This window comes from Mesorhizobium sp. M1169 (genome assembly GCF_040318345.1).
In the GTDB taxonomy this organism is placed as follows: domain Bacteria; phylum Pseudomonadota; class Alphaproteobacteria; order Rhizobiales; family Rhizobiaceae; genus Mesorhizobium.
Window position 1 is genome coordinate 118440 of sequence record NZ_JAMYME010000006.1, and the last position, 18083, is coordinate 136522.

At 64.1% G+C, this 18083-nt stretch carries 25 protein-coding genes and 1 tRNA gene; 14 read left to right on the forward strand and 12 right to left on the reverse strand.

Annotation, left to right across the window (positions count from 1 at the left end):
• The first annotated feature begins 37 nt into the window (after positions 1 to 37).
• The 3 genes from NKH41_RS08675 (at position 38) to NKH41_RS08685 (ending at position 1723) form a co-directional block, all read left to right on the forward strand.
• Positions 38 to 496 carry a cytochrome P450 family protein gene (locus NKH41_RS08675; protein ID WP_352771122.1) on the forward strand — a complete coding sequence of 153 codons (459 nt, stop codon included), beginning with the start codon at positions 38 to 40 and terminating at the stop codon, positions 494 to 496.
• On the forward strand, positions 388 to 1335 hold the full coding sequence (locus NKH41_RS08680) for a cytochrome P450 (RefSeq protein ID WP_352771124.1): 948 nt from the start codon (positions 388 to 390) through the stop codon (positions 1333 to 1335). The genes NKH41_RS08675 and NKH41_RS08680 overlap by 109 nt, the downstream gene beginning before the upstream one ends.
• Positions 1336 to 1408: 73 nt before the next feature.
• Positions 1409 to 1723 carry a hypothetical protein gene (locus NKH41_RS08685; RefSeq protein WP_352540042.1) on the forward strand — a complete coding sequence of 105 codons (315 nt, stop codon included), beginning with the start codon at positions 1409 to 1411 and terminating at the stop codon, positions 1721 to 1723.
• Positions 1724 to 1829: 106 nt separating this feature from the next.
• Here the strand turns inward: NKH41_RS08685 and NKH41_RS08690 are convergent, their stop codons facing one another.
• The 5 genes from NKH41_RS08690 to NKH41_RS08710 form a co-directional block, all read right to left on the reverse strand.
• Positions 1830 to 2063 (reverse strand): hypothetical protein, encoded by a 234-nt coding sequence (locus NKH41_RS08690; protein WP_352539901.1) that lies wholly within the window; start codon positions 2061 to 2063, stop codon positions 1830 to 1832.
• A 38-nt stretch (positions 2064 to 2101) separates the two neighbouring features.
• Positions 2102 to 2311, reverse strand: a complete 210-nt coding sequence (locus NKH41_RS08695) for a hypothetical protein (protein ID WP_352474763.1) — start codon at positions 2309 to 2311, stop codon at positions 2102 to 2104.
• A 274-nt stretch (positions 2312 to 2585) separates the two neighbouring features.
• The gene (locus tag NKH41_RS08700) at positions 2586 to 3575 is read right to left on the reverse strand and encodes a DUF2332 domain-containing protein (RefSeq protein ID WP_352771126.1); all 990 of its coding nucleotides are present in this window, start codon (positions 3573 to 3575) and stop codon (positions 2586 to 2588) included.
• 257 nt (positions 3576 to 3832) lie between these two features.
• Positions 3833 to 3909, reverse strand: a tRNA-Arg gene (locus NKH41_RS08705).
• Positions 3910 to 4072: 163 nt separating this feature from the next.
• Positions 4073 to 4993 (reverse strand): zinc-binding dehydrogenase, encoded by a 921-nt coding sequence (locus tag NKH41_RS08710; protein ID WP_352771128.1) that lies wholly within the window; start codon positions 4991 to 4993, stop codon positions 4073 to 4075.
• A 197-nt stretch (positions 4994 to 5190) separates the two neighbouring features.
• Here NKH41_RS08710 and NKH41_RS08715 point away from each other — a divergent pair, with 197 nt between their 5' ends.
• On the forward strand, positions 5191 to 5997 hold the full coding sequence (locus tag NKH41_RS08715; RefSeq protein ID WP_352691389.1) for an AraC family transcriptional regulator: 807 nt from the start codon (positions 5191 to 5193) through the stop codon (positions 5995 to 5997).
• A 33-nt stretch (positions 5998 to 6030) separates the two neighbouring features.
• Here NKH41_RS08715 and NKH41_RS08720 read toward each other — a convergent pair whose 3' ends face one another.
• Positions 6031 to 6921 carry a D-alanyl-D-alanine carboxypeptidase family protein gene (locus NKH41_RS08720; RefSeq protein ID WP_352744800.1) on the reverse strand — a complete coding sequence of 297 codons (891 nt, stop codon included), beginning with the start codon at positions 6919 to 6921 and terminating at the stop codon, positions 6031 to 6033.
• A gap of 247 nt (positions 6922 to 7168) precedes the next feature.
• On the opposite strand from NKH41_RS08720, the gene NKH41_RS08725 reads away from it, so the two are divergent.
• Both NKH41_RS08725 and NKH41_RS08730 read left to right on the forward strand, forming a co-directional pair.
• Positions 7169 to 8275, forward strand: coding sequence for a hypothetical protein (locus NKH41_RS08725; protein ID WP_352771130.1), 1107 nt, complete (start codon positions 7169 to 7171; stop codon positions 8273 to 8275).
• 76 nt (positions 8276 to 8351) lie between these two features.
• Positions 8352 to 8972 (forward strand): nucleoside triphosphate hydrolase, encoded by a 621-nt coding sequence (locus NKH41_RS08730; protein WP_352771132.1) that lies wholly within the window; start codon positions 8352 to 8354, stop codon positions 8970 to 8972.
• A gap of 43 nt (positions 8973 to 9015) precedes the next feature.
• On the opposite strand, the gene NKH41_RS08735 is transcribed toward NKH41_RS08730, so the two are convergent.
• On the reverse strand, positions 9016 to 9297 hold the full coding sequence (locus tag NKH41_RS08735; RefSeq protein WP_352771133.1) for a hypothetical protein: 282 nt from the start codon (positions 9295 to 9297) through the stop codon (positions 9016 to 9018).
• Between NKH41_RS08735 and NKH41_RS08740 the strand changes: the two genes are divergently transcribed.
• The gene (locus NKH41_RS08740; RefSeq protein WP_302893450.1) at positions 9290 to 9418 is read left to right on the forward strand and encodes a hypothetical protein; all 129 of its coding nucleotides are present in this window, start codon (positions 9290 to 9292) and stop codon (positions 9416 to 9418) included. The genes NKH41_RS08735 and NKH41_RS08740 overlap by 8 nt on opposite strands.
• A gap of 21 nt (positions 9419 to 9439) precedes the next feature.
• On the opposite strand, the gene NKH41_RS08745 is transcribed toward NKH41_RS08740, so the two are convergent.
• The 3 genes from NKH41_RS08745 to NKH41_RS08755 all read right to left on the reverse strand — a co-directional run bounded on the left by NKH41_RS08745 (position 9440) and on the right by NKH41_RS08755 (position 11748).
• On the reverse strand, positions 9440 to 10144 hold the full coding sequence (locus NKH41_RS08745; RefSeq protein WP_352771134.1) for a glutathione S-transferase family protein: 705 nt from the start codon (positions 10142 to 10144) through the stop codon (positions 9440 to 9442).
• Between the two features lie 136 nt (positions 10145 to 10280).
• Positions 10281 to 11489, reverse strand: coding sequence for a beta-ketoacyl-[acyl-carrier-protein] synthase family protein (locus tag NKH41_RS08750; RefSeq protein ID WP_352771136.1), 1209 nt, complete (start codon positions 11487 to 11489; stop codon positions 10281 to 10283).
• 4 nt (positions 11490 to 11493) lie between these two features.
• Positions 11494 to 11748, reverse strand: a complete 255-nt coding sequence (locus NKH41_RS08755) for an acyl carrier protein (RefSeq protein WP_023677013.1) — start codon at positions 11746 to 11748, stop codon at positions 11494 to 11496.
• Between the two features lie 223 nt (positions 11749 to 11971).
• Here NKH41_RS08755 and NKH41_RS08760 point away from each other — a divergent pair, with 223 nt between their 5' ends.
• Genes NKH41_RS08760 through NKH41_RS08780 form a run of 5 tightly spaced genes read left to right on the forward strand, consistent with a single transcriptional unit; the run spans position 11972 to position 14343 of the window.
• Positions 11972 to 12793 (forward strand): urease accessory protein UreD, encoded by an 822-nt coding sequence (locus NKH41_RS08760; RefSeq protein ID WP_502895708.1) that lies wholly within the window; start codon positions 11972 to 11974, stop codon positions 12791 to 12793.
• 28 nt (positions 12794 to 12821) lie between these two features.
• Entirely contained in the window at positions 12822 to 13124 is a 303-nt protein-coding gene (locus NKH41_RS08765) for an urease subunit gamma (RefSeq protein WP_352771138.1), read from the forward strand.
• Positions 13125 to 13143: 19 nt separating this feature from the next.
• Positions 13144 to 13401, forward strand: a complete 258-nt coding sequence (locus NKH41_RS08770) for a DUF1272 domain-containing protein (protein WP_352455915.1) — start codon at positions 13144 to 13146, stop codon at positions 13399 to 13401.
• Positions 13402 to 13436: 35 nt separating this feature from the next.
• Entirely contained in the window at positions 13437 to 14030 is a 594-nt protein-coding gene (locus NKH41_RS08775; protein WP_352771155.1) for a HupE/UreJ family protein, read from the forward strand.
• A gap of 7 nt (positions 14031 to 14037) precedes the next feature.
• Positions 14038 to 14343, forward strand: coding sequence for an urease subunit beta (locus NKH41_RS08780; protein WP_023677008.1), 306 nt, complete (start codon positions 14038 to 14040; stop codon positions 14341 to 14343).
• A 26-nt stretch (positions 14344 to 14369) separates the two neighbouring features.
• Here NKH41_RS08780 and NKH41_RS08785 read toward each other — a convergent pair whose 3' ends face one another.
• Complete coding sequence (locus tag NKH41_RS08785; RefSeq protein ID WP_023677007.1) at positions 14370 to 14864, reverse strand: hypothetical protein; 495 nt, start codon at positions 14862 to 14864, stop codon at positions 14370 to 14372.
• Positions 14865 to 14990: 126 nt separating this feature from the next.
• Positions 14991 to 15374: a hypothetical protein gene (locus NKH41_RS08790; protein WP_352709122.1), complete on the reverse strand. Its 384-nt coding sequence runs from the start codon at positions 15372 to 15374 to the stop codon at positions 14991 to 14993.
• A 179-nt stretch (positions 15375 to 15553) separates the two neighbouring features.
• On the opposite strand from NKH41_RS08790, the gene ureC reads away from it, so the two are divergent.
• Both ureC and NKH41_RS08800 read left to right on the forward strand, forming a co-directional pair.
• Entirely contained in the window at positions 15554 to 17266 is a 1713-nt protein-coding gene (gene ureC / locus NKH41_RS08795) for an urease subunit alpha (protein WP_502895709.1), read from the forward strand.
• An 8-nt stretch (positions 17267 to 17274) separates the two neighbouring features.
• Positions 17275 to 18051 (forward strand): hypothetical protein, encoded by a 777-nt coding sequence (locus NKH41_RS08800; protein ID WP_352539911.1) that lies wholly within the window; start codon positions 17275 to 17277, stop codon positions 18049 to 18051.
• The last annotated feature ends 32 nt before the right edge of the window (positions 18052 to 18083 follow it).

The following is an 18083-nucleotide window of genomic DNA, read 5'->3' on the forward strand; positions in this document are numbered from 1 at the left end:
CCGTGCGTTGAGGAGTTTCAACGCCAGGGAGCACGCCATGAACAGACGTGAACTGATCGATGCCGACGGCGGCAATCATGCCGCAAAACCCATTCCACGCGCCGCATTCGATAGCACCTTGGCCCTGCTGCGCGAAGGCTATGACTTCATTTCGGCCCGCTGCCGGCGCATGAACACCGACATCTTTGCGACGCGCCTGATGCTGCGGCCGGCAATCTGTGTCCGTGGTGCCGAGGCTGCCGAGATGTTTTATGGCGGCGACCACTTCACCCGAATTGGTGCGATGCCGCAGACCACGCTGCGTCTGCTGCAGGACAAGGGCAGCGTCCAGGCGCTCGACGGCGCCGCTCACCGCCACCGCAAGGCGCGCTTTTCCTGTCGATCCTGTTGGATGGTGACCAGATCGAGCGGCTCCGCGCAACCTTCCGTCGCGCCTGGCTCGACCAGCTGGAAGACTGGCAGCGGCGTGACGAGATCGTCCTGTTCGACGCCGTAAACCTCGTCCTGACCCAGGCGGCAGCGGCTTGGGCCGGCATCCCCGCCGACAAGGATCGCGCCGAACTCTGCCGCGAGCTCAGCGGCATGGTCGAGAACGCCGGCGGCATTGGGCCGTCGACCGTGCTGGCGCTGTGGCGGCGACGCCGGACCGAACGCACTATCGGCGAGCTTGTACGGCGCGTTCGAAGCGGCGCGCTTGATTTGCCGGCAAACAGCCCGGTCCGCCTGGTCAGCGAACATGTCGATGCCGAGGGAATGCCGCTCGATCTTGCCAGTGCCGCGGTCGAAATCATCAACATTATCCGTCCAATCGTCGCCATCGGCCGCTTCATCATGTTTGCGGCGCTGGCGCTTCACCAGCACCGCCAATGGTATGACAAGTTCGCCGCCGGCGATGACGACGGGCTGGAAGCCTTCGCCGAGGAGATTCGCCGGCTCTACCCGTTCTTCCCGTTCATCGGCGGCCGCGCCCGCCACCCCTTCGAATGGAAGGGCTACCGTTTCCACCAAGGCGACTGGGTCCTGCTCGACCTGCACGGCACCAACCATGATCCGCGCCTGTTTGTGGAGCCGGACCGATTTATCCCGGAGCGCGGCTTGAGCTGGAAAACCCACGGCTTCGACTTCATCCCGCATGGCGGCGGAGATCCGGCGACTACCCATCGCTGCCCCGGAGAAGCCGTCACCGTCGCGCTGATCATGGAAGCGGTTCGCCTGCTGACGCGGTCGATGGCCTACCAGGTGCCTGATCAGGATATGACCGTCTCGCTTGCCCGCATGCCGGCGCGGCCGAAATCCGGGTTCAGGATAGATAATGTGCGGCAAACACCCCGCTGAAAGGCTGCCGGTCGAACCGGAACCTCTGCGGAGCTGAGGCGTTCGAAAATTGCAAGGCGTAAAGGCAAACGCAATGGCTCAGAAGATCACGACAGGCGCGAACGACCGGCCGCGCAATGAAACCATCGGCCAATCCGGCGAAGGCCTGCCGGACGATAGCAGCAGGCCGCTCGAGGTCGACGAAGGCTGGGTCGCCCGGCTGAGAAACAAGCTGCAGGGCAAGCCCCGGCAAGCCGGTCAGACCAACACGGACGAAGTCCCCGCAGGCACTCCAGGCGCTGGCGAGAATATTTGCCGCCGCTGTGCAGGGTCAGGCATGATCGACGGCCGCACCTGCCCCGAATGCGGCGGAACCGGCAAGGTGACGACGCCGATAGGCGGAGGCTGAGCAATTCCAGGAAAAGTGTGAAGCGGTTTTCCGTCCGGTATTTGCGTCAAACAATACGATAGACCGGTTCTGCGTTTCCGCGGAACGATGAACCGTCCAGCGGCGGTCAGATCGCCGGCACCCACTTCCAGAACACGCCTTCCTTGCGTTCGGGGTAGTGCTTGAACTCGCATTCGAAGCGCCAGCCGTAGTTCTTGGCGGCGGCAAGCGCCTCCTTGCTGACCGGGTTCATGCCGGTTCCCGGCGCAAACCAGTCCTCCAGCAAGTCGTCGGGGATATAGGCGCCGATCCTCAAAGGCAGCTTTTCGAGGACGACATCCATTTCAGGTGGTGCAGGCACGGGGGCGCTCCTTTGAAACCTACCCGCGAAGAAGCCGTTTAACGCCAAGCGGGTTCATTCTTCTGTTCATAGTCCTGGAACGCCTTCTGGAGACCGCCGATCACCTCGGCGGACGTCTCGAACATCGCCTTCAGCTGCGGCTCATCGACCTTCTCGATGTCCTCGCGAAGGTGCTGCTTCACCTCCTCCAACTTTTTCTGCATTTTCTGCGTGTGGTGGCGCGGATCGCGGTCGGCAGCGCTAGTCATGATCAATCTCCAATTTGTGGATCTCGGAGAACTCGCCCGGCTCTGAGGATCGACAGGCGGGTTTGCAGCGTAAACGGCTTGCCGATAGCTGTGGTTCCCGACTGCGGATGCGGTCTTCGCGCGCCCAACGCGCTGTTCCTGGGTTCAACCGCCCGGTAGCAAGTCCGAAGGGCGCTTGCCGCGAATTCAAGACGCAAGCAGTGGCAGACGAGCATTGATGAAACTGAGAACTGATGGCGTCTCTGGCCAAGGACGGCAATCCACGACCTATAGCCTACGCCTCGTCCGCGATCCATTCGAGCGAGGCGCCATGCGGGTCAGTCCAAGCTACAGGGGAGCCGTTCGCAGATAGGAGGAAGCGGCCAGGCGGCCAGCTTGTTCCGGCGCGTCTGGCGATGGACGGGAAGACGCGAGGGAACTCGTTCGATACCCAATAAGGCGAGAGACGCATCGCCTGCTCGGCGAAAGCTTCTCTGTCACCAAGGTCGGAGACATAGTCGAGGACGGCTGTGTGAAAGATGACGAGTGTAGCGTCGTTTGGCGCTTCGTTGCAGAGTTGCACGAGGTCGCTCCCGCGCAGGTCGCCCTTCACCACCCGAGGCTTGACTGTGGCAGCGATCTTTAGGGCCGCCCGCAGATTGGCAAGCCGTGCTGTCTGTTCCGGCCAGACCAGTGTCTCAAGCCATGCGACTTGCGAGTCGTCCGAAGCATCTATCGGGCTCAGGTCCAATCCAGCCCGCCAGACGACTTGCGGCAAGGCCGTCGGCAATGGCGTTGTTTCGCTAGCGAGGCATCGGAAGACAGGCGGCTCCAAGGCCATTGCAGGTGCGCGGATCACCTTGCGTCCGTAGTCATAGCCGTAGAGGTCCGGCATGAGGCAGAGCCCTGCGGAGGTCCCGACCTCGATGAGGGCCAGCGGCTGCGGCAAACGCGCCAGGACGGGGAGCAGGGTGGCGCATCTTCCCGGCTCGTTGGTTTGCGTTGAGCGCTCGAGCATGAGCGAGCGGATAGCGTCGGGATTAGCCTGAAGCGCCTGGCGAAGCTCGGTCCACCCTGTTGGCGTGCCGAACAAGTGACGCACCGCTGCAAGTAGAAGGTTCGGTTGCCGCTTTAGGTCCGGAAGAGTCGACAGGAAACCGAGCGCCTCCCGATCCCCAGCGACTGCCCGAGCCAACTCCTCGTAGAGCGGCGAGCGACCGCGAGCTTCCGTATCGGCGAAGCGAATATATCGGGCTGAGATCTCGGCCAAGCCCTCCTCGTCCATATCCGCTGATCCTCGGTCCCGACGTCCCATCACAATACACGATCCACGGATCTGATTGGACCAGGCCACGGCGTTTTTACACAGGCTTGACCCCAGCGGACTTGCCGCGGTCGCCTACTTAACCGTTGCGTTATGAGGTCGTACGCAATCCAAAATCTGGGGAACTGTCCCTAATTGGTGTCTCACCCAGGGATGCGGTCCACCATGTCTCCGGTATAAACCGCAACCCATGTCTCCGGGTTGGACAATTTGAGATTTGGCGCACCCGACAGGATTCGAACCTGTGACCTCTGCCTTCGGAGGGCAGCGCTCTATCCAGCTGAGCTACGGGTGCCTTCAGGATCGGTGATCCCAAAAACGAACCAGCCGGTAAACCGGCCAGCCACGGCTTCTTAGCGGAAGCAGGCGCCGGCTTCAACGGGCAATCGCCAGCGGGCTCAAGTTGCCGTAGCAGCCCGGGGGAGACAGACACCGTCCCGCCCGGCGGCCGCGCCTGCTCATTCTGTCACGGTAAGCACCGCCTTGCCGCTGATGCTGCGCTGCCGCAGCGCGTCGAGGGCTTGGCCGACGTCCTGCCACGGCACGGTCAGGACCACCCGCGTTTCGAGCCGGCCGGCTGCGATCAGCGCGAGCAGCGAGGCGATGTCGGCGCCAACCTCCGGACCGGAAGCGTAGTAGGCGAAGGTCTGCAGCCGCGCACCTTCGTGCCCCGGAACGAACTGGCGGAAGCCGATGGGCGTCAGTTCACCGCTGCTCGAGCCGAACATGACGACGGTCCCGCCGGGCGCGACCCGTTCGATCGCGTGTGCGAGGCTATCGCCGCCCACCGATTCGGTAATCAACGAGAACAGTCCTTCGGCCAGCTCGATCGTTTCGACGACCCGCTCGGCTCCGAGGCCGCGGAGATCCCCGGCATGCCGGGCGGCGGCGACCGCCACCACCGACGCGCCCTGCTGGCGGGCGATCTGGATCTGGAAACGGCCGACGGCGCCGCTTGCGCCGGTAATCAGGACCCGCTGGCCGGCCAGGTCGCCGCCGAGGCGCAGGGTCCGCAGCGCGGTCGTGCCCGCGACCGGAACAGTGGCGGCGGAGACGAAGCTGACGTCGTCCGGCAGGACGGCGAGGTGGTCGGTCGGAACGGCGACCCGTTCGGCCCACCCGGCCTCGTCGACCAGAGCCGCAACCCGGGCGCCGACGGCCGGCCCGGAGCCGTCGGCCGCGGCGAGCTCGACAATTCCGGCGACGTCCTGGCCAGGCACCCAGCCGTTCGGACGGATGTTGAGCAGGCGCAGTTCGCCGCGGTTCAGCGAGACTGCCCGGACCGAGACCAGCGCCTCATACGGGGCGGGCTCGGGCTCACCAAGCTCGGCGAGCCGCAACCCGGTGGCGCTGTCGGAAGATGTGACCAAGGCGAGCATTGGTATCGTCCCTTCTTGCTGCGTGGCGGACGCCAGCCTGTTTTCGTGCGCCGGGCTTGTTGGTCCGACGTTCAGAACGCAAGCAGGGCACTGAAACCCGCCCTGCCGTCTTCTGAGTTACTTAAGGCCCTAAACTATCGACTTTCCTGTTTGAGTAATTTAGATATCTTGGCAGTCGATCGCCAAAATCAGTCAATATGAGACAGCCTCTTCGCTACCCCTGGCCTTTCGATCCGGATGATGTCCTCGCGCCGGCAATCGCGGTGCGCGTTGACGTTACCGAAACCAGGGCGGAGGTGCCGGACCACCACCACCGCAAAGGGCAACTCGTCTTCGCGCTGGGCGGTGGCGTCACATGTCGCGTCCCCAGCGGCCTGTGGATGGTGCCGCCGCATTGCGCGGTGTGGATTCCCGGCGACATGGAGCACAGCAATATCGCGACCGCCAATGCCCGGATTTTCTTCGTCTATATCGAACCGGGAGCTACCGACCTGCCGGACCGGTGCTGCACGCTTTCGATCTCGCCGTTGCTGCGCGAGCTCATCATTGAGCTGACGGATCGCGTTGAGGACGATGACGCGAGGGGCGAGCTCCTGACCAGGGCTCTGCTCACCGAACTGCCGCGCATGCCTGTCCAGCAGCTGCATTTGCCGATCTCGTCCGAGCCGCGCTTGAGGCGCATCGCGGCGGCGTTGGCGCAAGATCCTGCCGATCGCAGCACGCTGGCGGAATGGGCCAGTCGCGTCGCGCTCAGCGAGAGCAGTCTCGCGCGTCTCGTGGTGAAGGAGACAGGGCTGACCTTCGGGCGCTGGCGCCAGCAACTGCACCTGATCGTCGCAATGCGCGAGCTGGCCTCCGGCGCCAGCGTGCAGCAGGTTTCGGCCGATCTCGGTTACGAATCGGTCACCGCCTTCATCACCATGTTCAAGAAAGCGCTTGGCAAGCCGCCGGCAAAGTATCTCAGCAGTGTCGCGCAAAACGGCGGCTCTGCGTTTGTCGCCTGAACCCGCACGCGGTCAACACTCGGACTTCAACTATCACTGCTCCTCGGCATACAGCAGCCGCGTCTTTGCCTCGGAGGTCGGCAACAGGCTGCGCTGGATCAGCGCCTCGACGTGGTCGTTGCGCTGGCGCGCGCTGTCGGCGCCCATCACCACGATGATCAGCCTGTGCCCGTCCGCATTATAGGAGGTGACGATGTTGAAGCCCGAAGCCCTGATGTAGCCGGTCTTGATGCCGTCGACCCCGCGCACCCGGCCGAGCATGTCATTGTGGCCGCGCACCAGCCTGCCGCGGAACATGAAGTCGCTTTCAGAGAAATAGTGGAAATGCTGCGGGAAGCGGGCGTGCAGCGCCATGCCGAGCACCGCCATGTCGCGCGCGCTCGTGTGCTGGTCGCCGTCCGGCAGGCCCGAGGCGTTGCGGAACACGGTGCTGCTCATGCCGATCTGGCGCGCCTTGGCGGTCATCATGCCGGCGAACGCCTCTTCGCTGCCGCCGAGATATTCGGCAACGGCGACCGCCACGTCATTGGCCGATTTGACGATGATGGCGCGGATCGCCGAATCGACGTCGATGGTCTCGCCGCGCCTGAACCGCAGCTTGGTCGGCGGCTGCCGGGCGGCGTTGTCCGACACCGGAATTTGCGTCTCCTTGCTGATGCGGCCCTGGTCCAGCGCCTCGAACAGGAGGTAGAGCGTCATCATCTTGGTCAGCGACGCCGGATAGCGCGGCGCCGTCGAGTTGACCTCGAACAGCGTCTTGCCGGTGCCGGCATCGATGACCATGGCGGCATATTTCTGCGGCGGCGCCGGTACCGCCAGCACGCTGTCGGGCGGCGTGACAGTCGTGCAGCCGGCAGCAAACAGCAGCAGCGCCAGCACAGCGACGCATTTGTGGATGGACGAAAAGAACCGGAAGGCGGACAAGTCAGTTCCGAAGGCAGGCAGTTTCTGAGACGAGGCGAAGCTATCTTAACGCAAAGGCACAGTCCATTTGGTTAATATCGGTCTGGCCCTCGAACGGTGCCCTGTCCACAGGCCGACGTGGCGCCGCCTGATGTGAATTGCCGGCCACCGCGCTTGCGCAACCGGCGGCGAGTGGGCTTTGCTGGCGCCGACAGAATCGGGCCGCCAGAATCGGGCTGGCAGAATCGGGCTGAATCGGTAGGTGCACATGGATACGGTCACGATCACGGCGAAGGGCATTTCGGTATCGGTCGATCTTGCCGTCGGCCATCTCGCCGACATGACGGTCGATATCGATGGCCGCCGGCTGAAGCCGCTGCATCGCGCACCCTGGGTCGGCGAGCCGCGCGAGATGCTGCCGAAAGACCTGCCCGAAGGGACGGTCCACCTGTCCGGCGATTTCCTCTGCGCACCCTTCTCGATCAGCGACGTCGAAGCGGCACCTTTGCATGGCTGGCCGGCAAATAGTCGCTGGGACGTCGTCGACAGCGCGGCAACGGCCGACGGCTGGCGCGCCGTCTTCCGCCTGCAGCGCCCGGTCATGGGCGCAACCGTCGACAAGATCCTGACCTTGCGCGACGATCATCCCTTTCTCTATCAGGAGCACGTCTTTTCCGGCGGCGCCGGCGCCATTCCCGTCGCCCACCACCCGATGACGGTGATGACGGCCGGCGGCAGGCTAGCGTTCTCGCCGAAGCGCCTTGCCGCAACGCCGAGTGAGGCGCCGGAGCCCGATCCGGCCCGCGGCCGCTCGTTGCTCGCCTACCCGGCGCGAACCGCCGACCTGACGCGCTTTCCCGCTGCCGACGGCGGCACGATTGACCTGACCACCTATCGCATGGACCAGCTGCGTGAGGACTTCGTCACGCTGGTCGAAGCCGACCATGGCGGACCGGGCTGGACGGCGCTGGCGCGCCAGGCGGAAGCCGACCTCGTGCTGGTGCTGAAGAACCCGGCCGAACTGCCGGTCACCATGCTGTGGGTCAGCAATGGCGGGCGCGACTATGCGCCGTGGAGCGGCCGCCACCGCGGCGTGCTCGGCATCGAGGACGGCCGCACGGCCGTCGGCCACGCCGCATCGCTCGGCGACAATTGGCTGAAGCGCGAAGGCGTGGCGACCGCCTTTGCCCTTTCCGAAGGGCGCCGCTTTTCGTTCCGCCATGTCATCGGCGCGCTGCCTTGGCCATCCGGCGAGCCGCCGCACGACGTCACGACCTCGCCGGGCCGCATGGGCATCCTGGCGGCTGACGGTGCCGTGCGCGACATCGGCTTCGACGGCGATTTCCTGCGGATCGGTCAATCCAGGCCCGATTGAAGGCTTGGCACAATCCGGCGTTTGAAATTTCCGAAAACTGCCGCCAAAATGCGCCAGAACCACCGTAAGGGGGCCAATGTCAGAAATCGCCCATATCGCTGCTGCCATTTTCAAGCGCGCCGGCAAGGCGCCGCGCTTCATCGTTGCCATTGCCGGTCCGCCCGGCGCCGGCAAGTCGACATTGTCGACAGGCTTGCACGACCTGCTGCCGGAAGGCACGGCGGAAGTCGTGCCGATGGATGGCTTCCATTACGATGACGTCGTTCTCGATCGACGCGGCCTTCGCGCGCGAAAAGGTGCTCCGGAAACCTTTGATTTTGCCGGCTTCGAAGCGCTGCTGAAGCGCATCCGCGCCGGCGAGCCGGATATCGCCATCCCGGTCTTCGACCGCAGCATGGAGCTGTCGCGCGCCGCCGCTGCGATTGTCGCCGCCGACACCAAATTCATTCTGGTCGAAGGCAATTATCTCCTGCTCGACGAGGAACCCTGGACGCGGCTGGCGCCGCTGTTCGACTTCTCGATCTTCGTCGATGTGCCGCGCGCCGAGCTCGAGCGCCGACTGCTGGAGCGATGGCACGAGCACGGCCGGTCCGACGAGGACGCGCGCGCCTGGATTGCTTCCAACGACATGCCGAACATTGATCGCGTGCTTGCTCGTCGGCGGCCCGCTGACCTGGTGGTCGGTGAACAGGCCTGATCTGTAAGGACTATTGGGCCGGAACCTTAACACTTTCAGGCCGTTATCCCGGACACGGCAATTGTGCCGCATGAGGGAACGGTTCGATGGAAACCATGGCAAGAAAGCCTGCGCCCGCCAAGGGCAGGGCAACACGATCAAAAGCCACTCGAGTGAAAACCAGCGCCGGCCCGGCAGCAGCGGCCCGCTCCAAGGATGCGGCAAAGCCCAGCTTTGGCAAGGCGGCGCCGAAAAAGGTGATGCCTGCCGCGGCCAAAGCCGCTGCACCCAAGCCCAAAAGATCGGCAAGCAGCAGAGGATCGATCGCAGGCAGCGCAATGCGCACTGTTAAAGCAACGGCCAATGTCGCCGCCGGTGCCGTGCTTGCCACCGCCAAAGGTGCGGCGTCGCTTGCTGCTTCCGTAGTCGGCAAGGGCGGCTCAAAGCCCCGGACCAAGGCAAAATAGCCGAGCGGAATCGACGTAAGATCAGCTTCTGGCCGGAATGGTGAGGCCCCTCTGCACCGCCGGTCGGGCGAGGCCACGCTCCAGCCATGCGCCCACGCTGGGGAAATCGTCGAAACCGACGAGTTCCCGCGCCTCGTAGAAGCCGATCAGATTGCGCACCCACCCAAGCATCGAAATATCGGCGATCGTGTAATCGTCGCCCATGATCCAGCTACGGCCCTTGAGCCTCGTTTCGAGGACGCCGATCAGCCGTCGCGACTCGTCGCGATAACGTTCCAGCGGGCGCTTGTCGGCGATTTCGCGCCCAGCGAATTTGTGGAAGAATCCGACTTGGCCGAACATCGGCCCGATCGAAGCCATCTGGAAGAACACCCACTGGATCGTCTCATAACGCAGCGTCGCGTCTGCCGGGACCAGCTGGCCGGTCTTGTCGCTGAGGTAAAGCAGGATGGCACCGGATTCGAACAAGCCGATCGGCTTGCCGCCCGGGCCGTCCGGATCGATCATCGCCGGTATCTTGCCGTTCGGGTTCAAAGACAGGAATTCCGGGGTCCAGCTCTCGTTCTTGCCGATATCGACGGCATGCGGCTCGTAAGGCAGGCCAAGTTCCTCCAGCGCGATCGATATCTTCACCCCGTTCGGCGTCGGAAACGAATAAAGCTGGATGCGGTCGAGGTGGCTCGCCGGCCAGCGCCTGGCAATCGGAAACGCGGACAGATCGGTCATCGAAACTCCTGGTAGGGGACCGCGCCGAGCGGCACGGTCATGGCGGGTCGCAGAGAGTTAGGCGCGACGCCTGGCGCGATCAATATGCGCATGGAAAGTTTCGCCGGCCCCGGTGAAGGACCCGCAAGGGGTGCGGTCACACGGCCTTTACCGCCAGCACCGCATTGGTGCCGCCGAAGGCGAAGCTGTTGCTGATCGCGGTGCGCACGGTGCGTTCGCGCGCCACGTTCGGCGTGATGTCGAGATCGCAGTCGGCGTCGGCTTCCCGATAATTGGCGGTCGGCGGCACGATGGCTTCGCGGATCGCCATCACGCAGGCGATCATTTCCAGCGCGCCGGAGGCGCCGAGGCAGTGGGCGTGCATCGATTTGGTCGAGGACACCGAAAGCTTGTAGGCATGGCCGCCGAACACGCGTTTGATCGCCGCCGTCTCGATCTGATCGTTGGCCTTGGTGCCGGTGCCATGCGCGTTGAGATAGTCGACGTCCTCGGGATTGAGCCCGGCATCGACGAGGCAGAAGCGCATCGCCGCCTCAGGCCCTTCGATGGTTGGCGCGACGATATCGGAGGCGTCGGCGGAAAGGCCGACGCCGGCGATTTCGGCAAGGATGGCGGCGCCGCGCGCCATGGCATGTTCATATGTTTCCAGCACCACCATGCCGGCGCCTTCGCCGAGCACGAGCCCCTGGCGGTCGGCCGAAAACGGCCGGCAGGTGTCCGGCGACAGTACCCGCAGGGCCTCCCAGCCCTTGAGGATGCCCCAGACCAGCGGCGCATCGGTGCCGCCGGCGACCATGACGTCGGCCCGGCCGAGCCTGATCTGATCGACCGCCGAGGCAATGGCGTGGTTGGATGACGAGCAGGCAGAAGTGATGCCGAACACCGGCCCGCGCAGACCAAGATTCATGCTGACATGGCCGGCTGCAGCGCCCGGCATTACTTTCGGGACGGTGAAGATGCCGGCGCGGTTCTTGCCTTCGAGCAGGATGGCGCGATAGTTCTCTTCGATCGCCTCCCAGCCGCAGACTCCGACGCCGACGACGGTGCCCATCCGGTAGGTGTTGGCCGCGTGCGGGTTCAATCCCGCCTGCTGTGCCGCCTCCCGCGCGGCGATCGTCGCCAGAAGGCTGAAGCGGTCCATCGACACGACCTGCTTGCGGTCGATGCCGTGCTCGGGAAGCGCCTTGATTTCGCAGCCGACCTTGACCTTCAGATCATGCAGCAGCGGATTGTCGATCGCGCCGATTGCCGAACGGCCGGCGCGCATTTCATTCCAGATTGCCGGTGCGTTGGTGCCGAGCCCGCATAATCCGCCGATGCCCGTGATGACGACGCGCTTGTGCATTCAGTCAGGCTTTTTTCGCGATCAGCGCGCGAACCGCCTCGACCATGTCGCCGACATTCTTCAGATTGCTCCAGGCATCGACAGTGTTCATCTCGATTTCGATGCCATACTCTTCCTCGAGATCGAAGATGATCTCCGTCAGTTCCAGCGAATGGATGCCAAGGGCGGTCAGTTCGGTACTGGTGGTGATTTCCTCGCCGCCCGGCTCGGCATGAGCCTTGATCTTGGCGATGATATCGTTTGCCAGCTGGTCAGCCATTCGGTTTATTCCCCAACTCTGTCGTTTCCCGACGCCAACTGATCAGCGCCCCTTTTGTCCTCGATTACGTCGTCATCGTCGCCTTTTACCCCCGCCAGGCGCCGGTGACCGTACCAAGGTGGCTCCCTCTATAGAAACCGAAACGCTGTCAAGCAACAAGCTATATATCGACAAAGCCGCCGCAGTGCTTAACGTTGGTGTCGTGGATACGATCGCATATAGCTTGACTTCAGTGCCGCCGGCCCAGCGTGTTGCCGGCGTCGCGCGGCTTGGCTGCGACTGGAACGGAGGCCGCACGCGTCTTCGGCGTCTGTACCAGGACGGTTCAGCCAAGATCCGCATGCCGGCGGTCTCGGCCGATCCGCTCGAAGCCGTCCTGATCAACACCGCCGGTGGGCTGACCGGTGGCGACCGTCTCGCCTGGGAGGTCGATGTCGGTGCCGGCGCCTCCGCAACCATAACAACGCAGGCCTGCGAGAAAATCTATCGCGCCGCATCCGACCGCGCCGAAGTGCGGGTGCAGCTGACTGTCGGGGAAGACGGCCACATTGCCTGGCTGCCACAGGAAACCATCGTCTTCGACCGCTCGGCCTTTGCCCGCAGCCTTGACGTGGAGCTTGCCACCGGAGCCGAGGCGCTGATCCTGGAGGCCACCGTCTTCGGCCGCCTGGCCATGGGTGAACGGGCCACGCAAGGCCATTTCCACGACCGCTGGCGCGTCCGCCAGGACGGGGCGCTGGTCCACGCAGAGGAGTTCCGCATCGGGCCGGACATTGCGGCCGCCTTGAACCGTCCCGCAGCGGCCGGCGGTGCCGTCGCCGTGGCGACGCTGCTGATGGTGTCGCCACGGGCAGAGGCTTTGCTCGAGCCGGCCCGGGGCATAGTCGGCGGCCAGGGCGGCGTCAGTTTCTGGAGCGTGCGGAAATCTGGCAAGCTTCTTGCGAGGCTGTTCGCCGAGGACGGCTACCAGCTCCGCAAGCGGCTGGTGCCGCTTGTCGAATTGCTCAACGGACGGGCGGGCCTGCCCAAATTATGGTCACTCTGATCTCGATTGTGCCACCGCAGGAAAAAGCGTGAATCTGACGCCAAGGGAGAAAGACAAGCTGCTGATCGCCATGGCGGCGATCGTGGCCCGCAAGCGGCTCGAACGCGGCGTCAAGCTCAATCATCCGGAAGCGATCGCGCTGATCACCGATTTCGTCGTCGAGGGTGCCCGCGACGGCCGCGCGGTCGCCGAGCTGATGGAGGCCGGCGCCCATGTCGTCACCCGGGCCCAGGTGATGCAAGGCATTGCAGAAATGATCCACGATGTGCAGGTCGAGGCGACGTTTCCAGACGGCACCAAGCTGGTGACCGTGCACGAGCCGATCAGATAACACCGCCAAGGAGAGGAAAATGCTTGAGCTGCGTCCCAACTGCGAGTGCTGCGACAAGGATCTGCCGCCCGATGCGACGGATGCAGTGATCTGCACCTTCGAATGCACCTTTTGCGCCGACTGCGCACAAAACGTGCTCGGTGGCGCCTGTCCGAATTGCGGCGGCAACTTCTCGGCCCGCCCGATCCGTCCGGCAGCGCTGCTGAAAAAATATCCGGCCTCCACTAAGCGCGTCCTCAAGGCAGAGGGTTGCGCTCCGGCCCGCAAGGCAGCGTGAGAGGGATGATGATCTCAAAGATGGAAGGCACGCCGATGATCCCCGCTACGATGAAACGCTCAACGCTGTCGGCGGTCCTGTTGCTGGCGGCAGCAATGCCAGCCTATGCCCATGTCGGCGTCGGCACGGGTTGGTCCTTCACCGCCGGCTTCTCCCACCCGCTCTCCGGCCTCGATCACATGACGGCGATGATTGCCGTCGGGCTATGGGCCGCGCTCAAGGGCGACAAAGCGATCTGGGCATGGCCGCTGGCCTTCGTAAGCGTCATGCTGGCCGGCGGCGTGCTTGGCATGCTGCATGTGCCGATGCCTTTCGTCGAGCCGGCGATACTGGCGTCCGTCGTGGCACTCGGGCTGCTGGTTGCGCTCGCCGTCGATCTTCCTGTCTCGGCCGGCGTCGCCGTCATCGGCCTGTTCGCGCTGTTCCACGGCTATGCCCATGGCACCGAGGTGCCTGAGAATGCCGGCGGACTCGGCTATATGGCGGGCTTTGCCGTTGCCACGGCACTGCTCCACGCCGTCGGCATCGCGGCCGGTCTCGGCCTCGGCTGGCGCTTCCGCGGGCTTGCCCGCGCCGCTGGCGCCGCTTGTGCCGCGATTGGCGCCGGCCCCGCTTTCGGCGTCGTGTGAGGCCGCGATGATCCCCGGCGAAATCATCACGGCAAGCGGCGAGATCGAACTGAACAAGGGTCTGGCGACGGTCACCTTGAAGGTAGCCAACAGCGGCGACCGGCCGATCCAGGTAGGCAGCCATTATCATTTCTTCGAGACCAATGAGGGACTGAGATTCGATCGCGACAAGGCCCGCGGCATGCGCCTCGACATCGCTGCCGGCACCGCCATGCGTTTCGAGCCCGGCCAAGAGCGCGACGTTACCCTGGTGCCGTTCGGCGGCAAGCGCGAGGTCTACGGATTTCAGCAGAAGATCATGGGCGCGCTGTGAGATCGAAGGCGTCGAGCAGTTTCGGCTCAGCCGGGCGGCTTGGCCGCCGCATAGATGACGACCTTTCCCGGATCGTCGAATTCCACCGCCAGAACGTCCTCGGTTTGCACTCGCCGCGAATCGATGGCGTTGAACAGCAATGCGTTCGCCTCGATCTCCTTGCGCAGCTCGGCGATGTCGTCCCGATGTTGCCTGACCTTGTTTTCGATCGCCGGCGGCGGGCCGCCTTCGGTGCGCGCGGCATCGGTAAGAAACACGATATCGACCTTGTCGAGCTTGGATGTCTTGCGCACGGCGGCGATGTTTTCACGCGTGCGGTCGATCGCCGAACTGACCTTGCCGGCTTCCGCATTTGTCTGGGTCTCTTCCTGGCCGACCTCCGAGCCGACGATCCGGTTGACGGTCTCGGCGCTGTCGAGGCTCTGCGCGTTCAGCGCGGCGTGCGGAATGCTGGCTGCCAGAAACGCGGTCGCGGCAATCCCATGCAGCCATCTGGTGTCGGAGAAGGTGGTGATCGCCATCGCTCGTTCTCAGGGTCCTTTTCGAGGCTCGTGTCAGGGCGACAGGACCGAAACGCAACGTCCCCCGTGAAGGTTCCCTTTGCGATGCGGCGGGCTGGCCGGGCGCCGGCCCGCCGCCTCGTCTCGTCAGCTCGCTTTCTTGGTGATCAGCGTCAGCGCGCCATTGGTGCTCATGCTGGCGGCGATCACCTGCGCCGAGGTGAGCCCCTTGGCTTCGAGCGCGGATTTGACCTGCGGTGTCGCGTCGATCGAGCCGCGCAGTTTCTGCAGGTCGGCATCGCTGCGCTTGGCGATGACCTCGTTGACCTTGGCTTGAGTGTCCGCGGGCAGATCCTTGATATCGACGACGTTGATCGCGTGGATGGTGGGCGCCTGCGGCTGCGCCCCGGGCGTGGCAGGAGCAGGCGCGGCCGGCGCCGGACTGGGCTGCTGCGCGGGCTGTTGCTGGGCGCTGGCGGCGGTTGCGAGCACCAGCGTGGCGGCGGCTGCCAGAAGGGTCGTTTTGCGCATGGATGTTCCTTTCCATCGATTGGCAAATTGTGGTTTTGGGGTGGCCCGGCCACCTCAAACGCTAAATGGGATCGGAAAGTGTCGCTCAGCGGGTCATTGCGTGACCATAGGATGGCGGCAATGTGGGGCCCGGCTTCGACAAGCGGTATTTTCGGGCTGTATTTCGGGAGCAATTGCTGATGGCTAAAATCACCCGCGCCGCCTATGCGCAGATGTACGGCCCGACCGTCGGCGACAAGGTCCGGCTCGCCGACACCGAGCTGTTCATCGAGGTCGAAAGGGATCTCACTCTTTACGGCGAGGAGGTGAAGTTCGGTGGCGGCAAGGTCATCCGCGACGGCATGGGCCAGAGCCAGGTGTCGCGCGCGCAAGGCGCGGTCGACACCGTCATCACCAATGCGCTGGTCGTCGATGCCACCGCCGGTATCGTCAAGGCAGATATCGGCCTCAGGGACGGCCGTATCGCCGCGATCGGCAAGGCCGGCAATCCGGATACCCAAGGCGGCGTCACCATCATCATCGGTCCCGGCACCGAGATTATCGCCGGCGAGGGCAAGATCCTGACCGCCGGCGGCTTCGACGCGCATATCCACTTCATCTGCCCGCAGCAGATCGAGGAAGCGCTGATGTCGGGCATCACCACCATGCTCGGCGGCGGCACCGGCCCGGCGCACGGCACGCTGGCCACCACCTGCACGCCTGGGCCGTGGCATCTGGCGCGCATGATCCAGTCTTTCGACGCCTTCCCGATGAATATCGGCCTGTCGGGCAAGGGCAACGCGTCGCTGCCCGCCGCGCTCGAGGAGATGGTGCTTGCCGGCGCCTGCTCGCTGAAGTTGCACGAGGACTGGGGCACGACGCCGGCTGCAATCGACTGCTGCCTGTCGGTCGCCGACGATTACGACGTGCAGGTAATGATCCACACCGACACGCTGAACGAGTCCGGCTTCGTCGAAAACACGGTCGCGGCGATCAAGGGCCGCACCATCCATGCCTTCCACACCGAAGGCGCCGGCGGCGGCCACGCGCCTGATATCATCAAGGTCTGCGGCCTGCCTAACGTCATTCCGTCCTCGACCAACCCGACACGCCCCTACACGATCAACACGCTGGCCGAACACCTCGACATGCTGATGGTCTGTCACCATCTGTCGCCGTCGATCCCCGAAGATATCGCCTTTGCCGAGAGCCGCATCCGCAAGGAAACCATCGCCGCCGAAGACATTCTGCACGACATCGGCGCCTTCTCGATCATCTCGTCGGACAGCCAGGCCATGGGCCGTGTCGGCGAAGTGGCGATCCGCTGCTGGCAGACCGCCGACAAGATGAAGCGGCAGCGCGGTTCGCTGCCGCAGGAGACCGGCGACAACGACAATTTCCGCGTCCGCCGCTACATCGCCAAATACACCATCAATCCGGCCATCGCGCATGGCCTGTCGAAGGACATCGGCTCGGTGGCGGTGGGAAAACGCGCCGACCTCGTGCTGTGGAATCCGGCCTTTTTCGGCGTCAAGCCGGACATGGTGCTGATCGGCGGCATGATCGCCGCCGCCCCGATGGGCGATCCCAACGCCTCGATCCCGACGCCGCAGCCGATGCATTACCGGCCGATGTTCGGGGCCTACGGCAAGGCGATGACCAATTCGTCGGTGACCTTCGTTTCGAAGGCCGCGCTCGACGCCGGCCTGCGCGGCAGGCTCGGCGTCGACAAGCAGATGGTCGCGGTCGAAAACACCCGCGGCGGCATCGGCAAGCATTCGATGGTGCTCAATGACGCCACGCCGCATGTCCAGGTCGACCCCGAAACCTATGAGGTCCGCGCCGACGGCGAACTCTTGACCTGCGAGCCAGCAACCGTGCTACCGATGGCGCAAAGGTACTTTTTGTTTTGAGGTGATGCGTGTTCTGGCGCACAAGCTCCCCGCTGGACGCCGACGACGAGGAGTGGCAGCTCGATTGCTGGGGTTGGCTGCTCAGGCATTTCGGCGGGGCAGCCGCGCTGCGCAAACGTTCGCTGATCTTGCCAACACGAGCATTTTTCACCCCCTCTGAAGAACAGGGGCACGCCGCTGCATCGCACTATTTCGGGCAGGTGGCGGCATATTTTGGCATCGATGCGGCCCGCTTCAATCTCGTGCCACAGGAAGATTCAATCGATCCGGTTTTGGGACCGCTTCAGGTCCTTCAGGACGCGCCGCGGGAGCCTGCCGGGACCTTCTCCGTGTCCCGGGGCGGTGCCATGACAATCACCTACAATCCGGCGATCGTTCCCAAGCCCATGAAGCTCATTGCGACGTTCGCGCATGAGATTTGTCATCCATTGCTGTTCTCGGTGCCTGAAGAACCGCCGGGCGGCACCGAGATGGAGGAGTTCGCAACCGATCTCGCGGTCACCTTCTTCGGCTTTGGTATCTTCAATTCCAACACTGCGGCGAGTTTCACTCAGTACCGCGACACCGCCACCGGCACGCAAGGCTGGTCCTTCGAGCGACAAGGCTATCTGTCGCCAGCGGAACGCGCCTTTGCGCTGGCGCTGTTCATCCAGGCGCGCGGTCAGGGAATACAGGACGCGCGCGAGTATCTGGATTCCGGGCCGTTGGCCTATTTTCGCAAGGCAACGAAGTATCTGGCGCAGACGCCATCCATTTCATCCGATCTGCTTGCGGCGCACCAATAGCCAAGGTCTCAACGGACTCAAGATTCGAACGG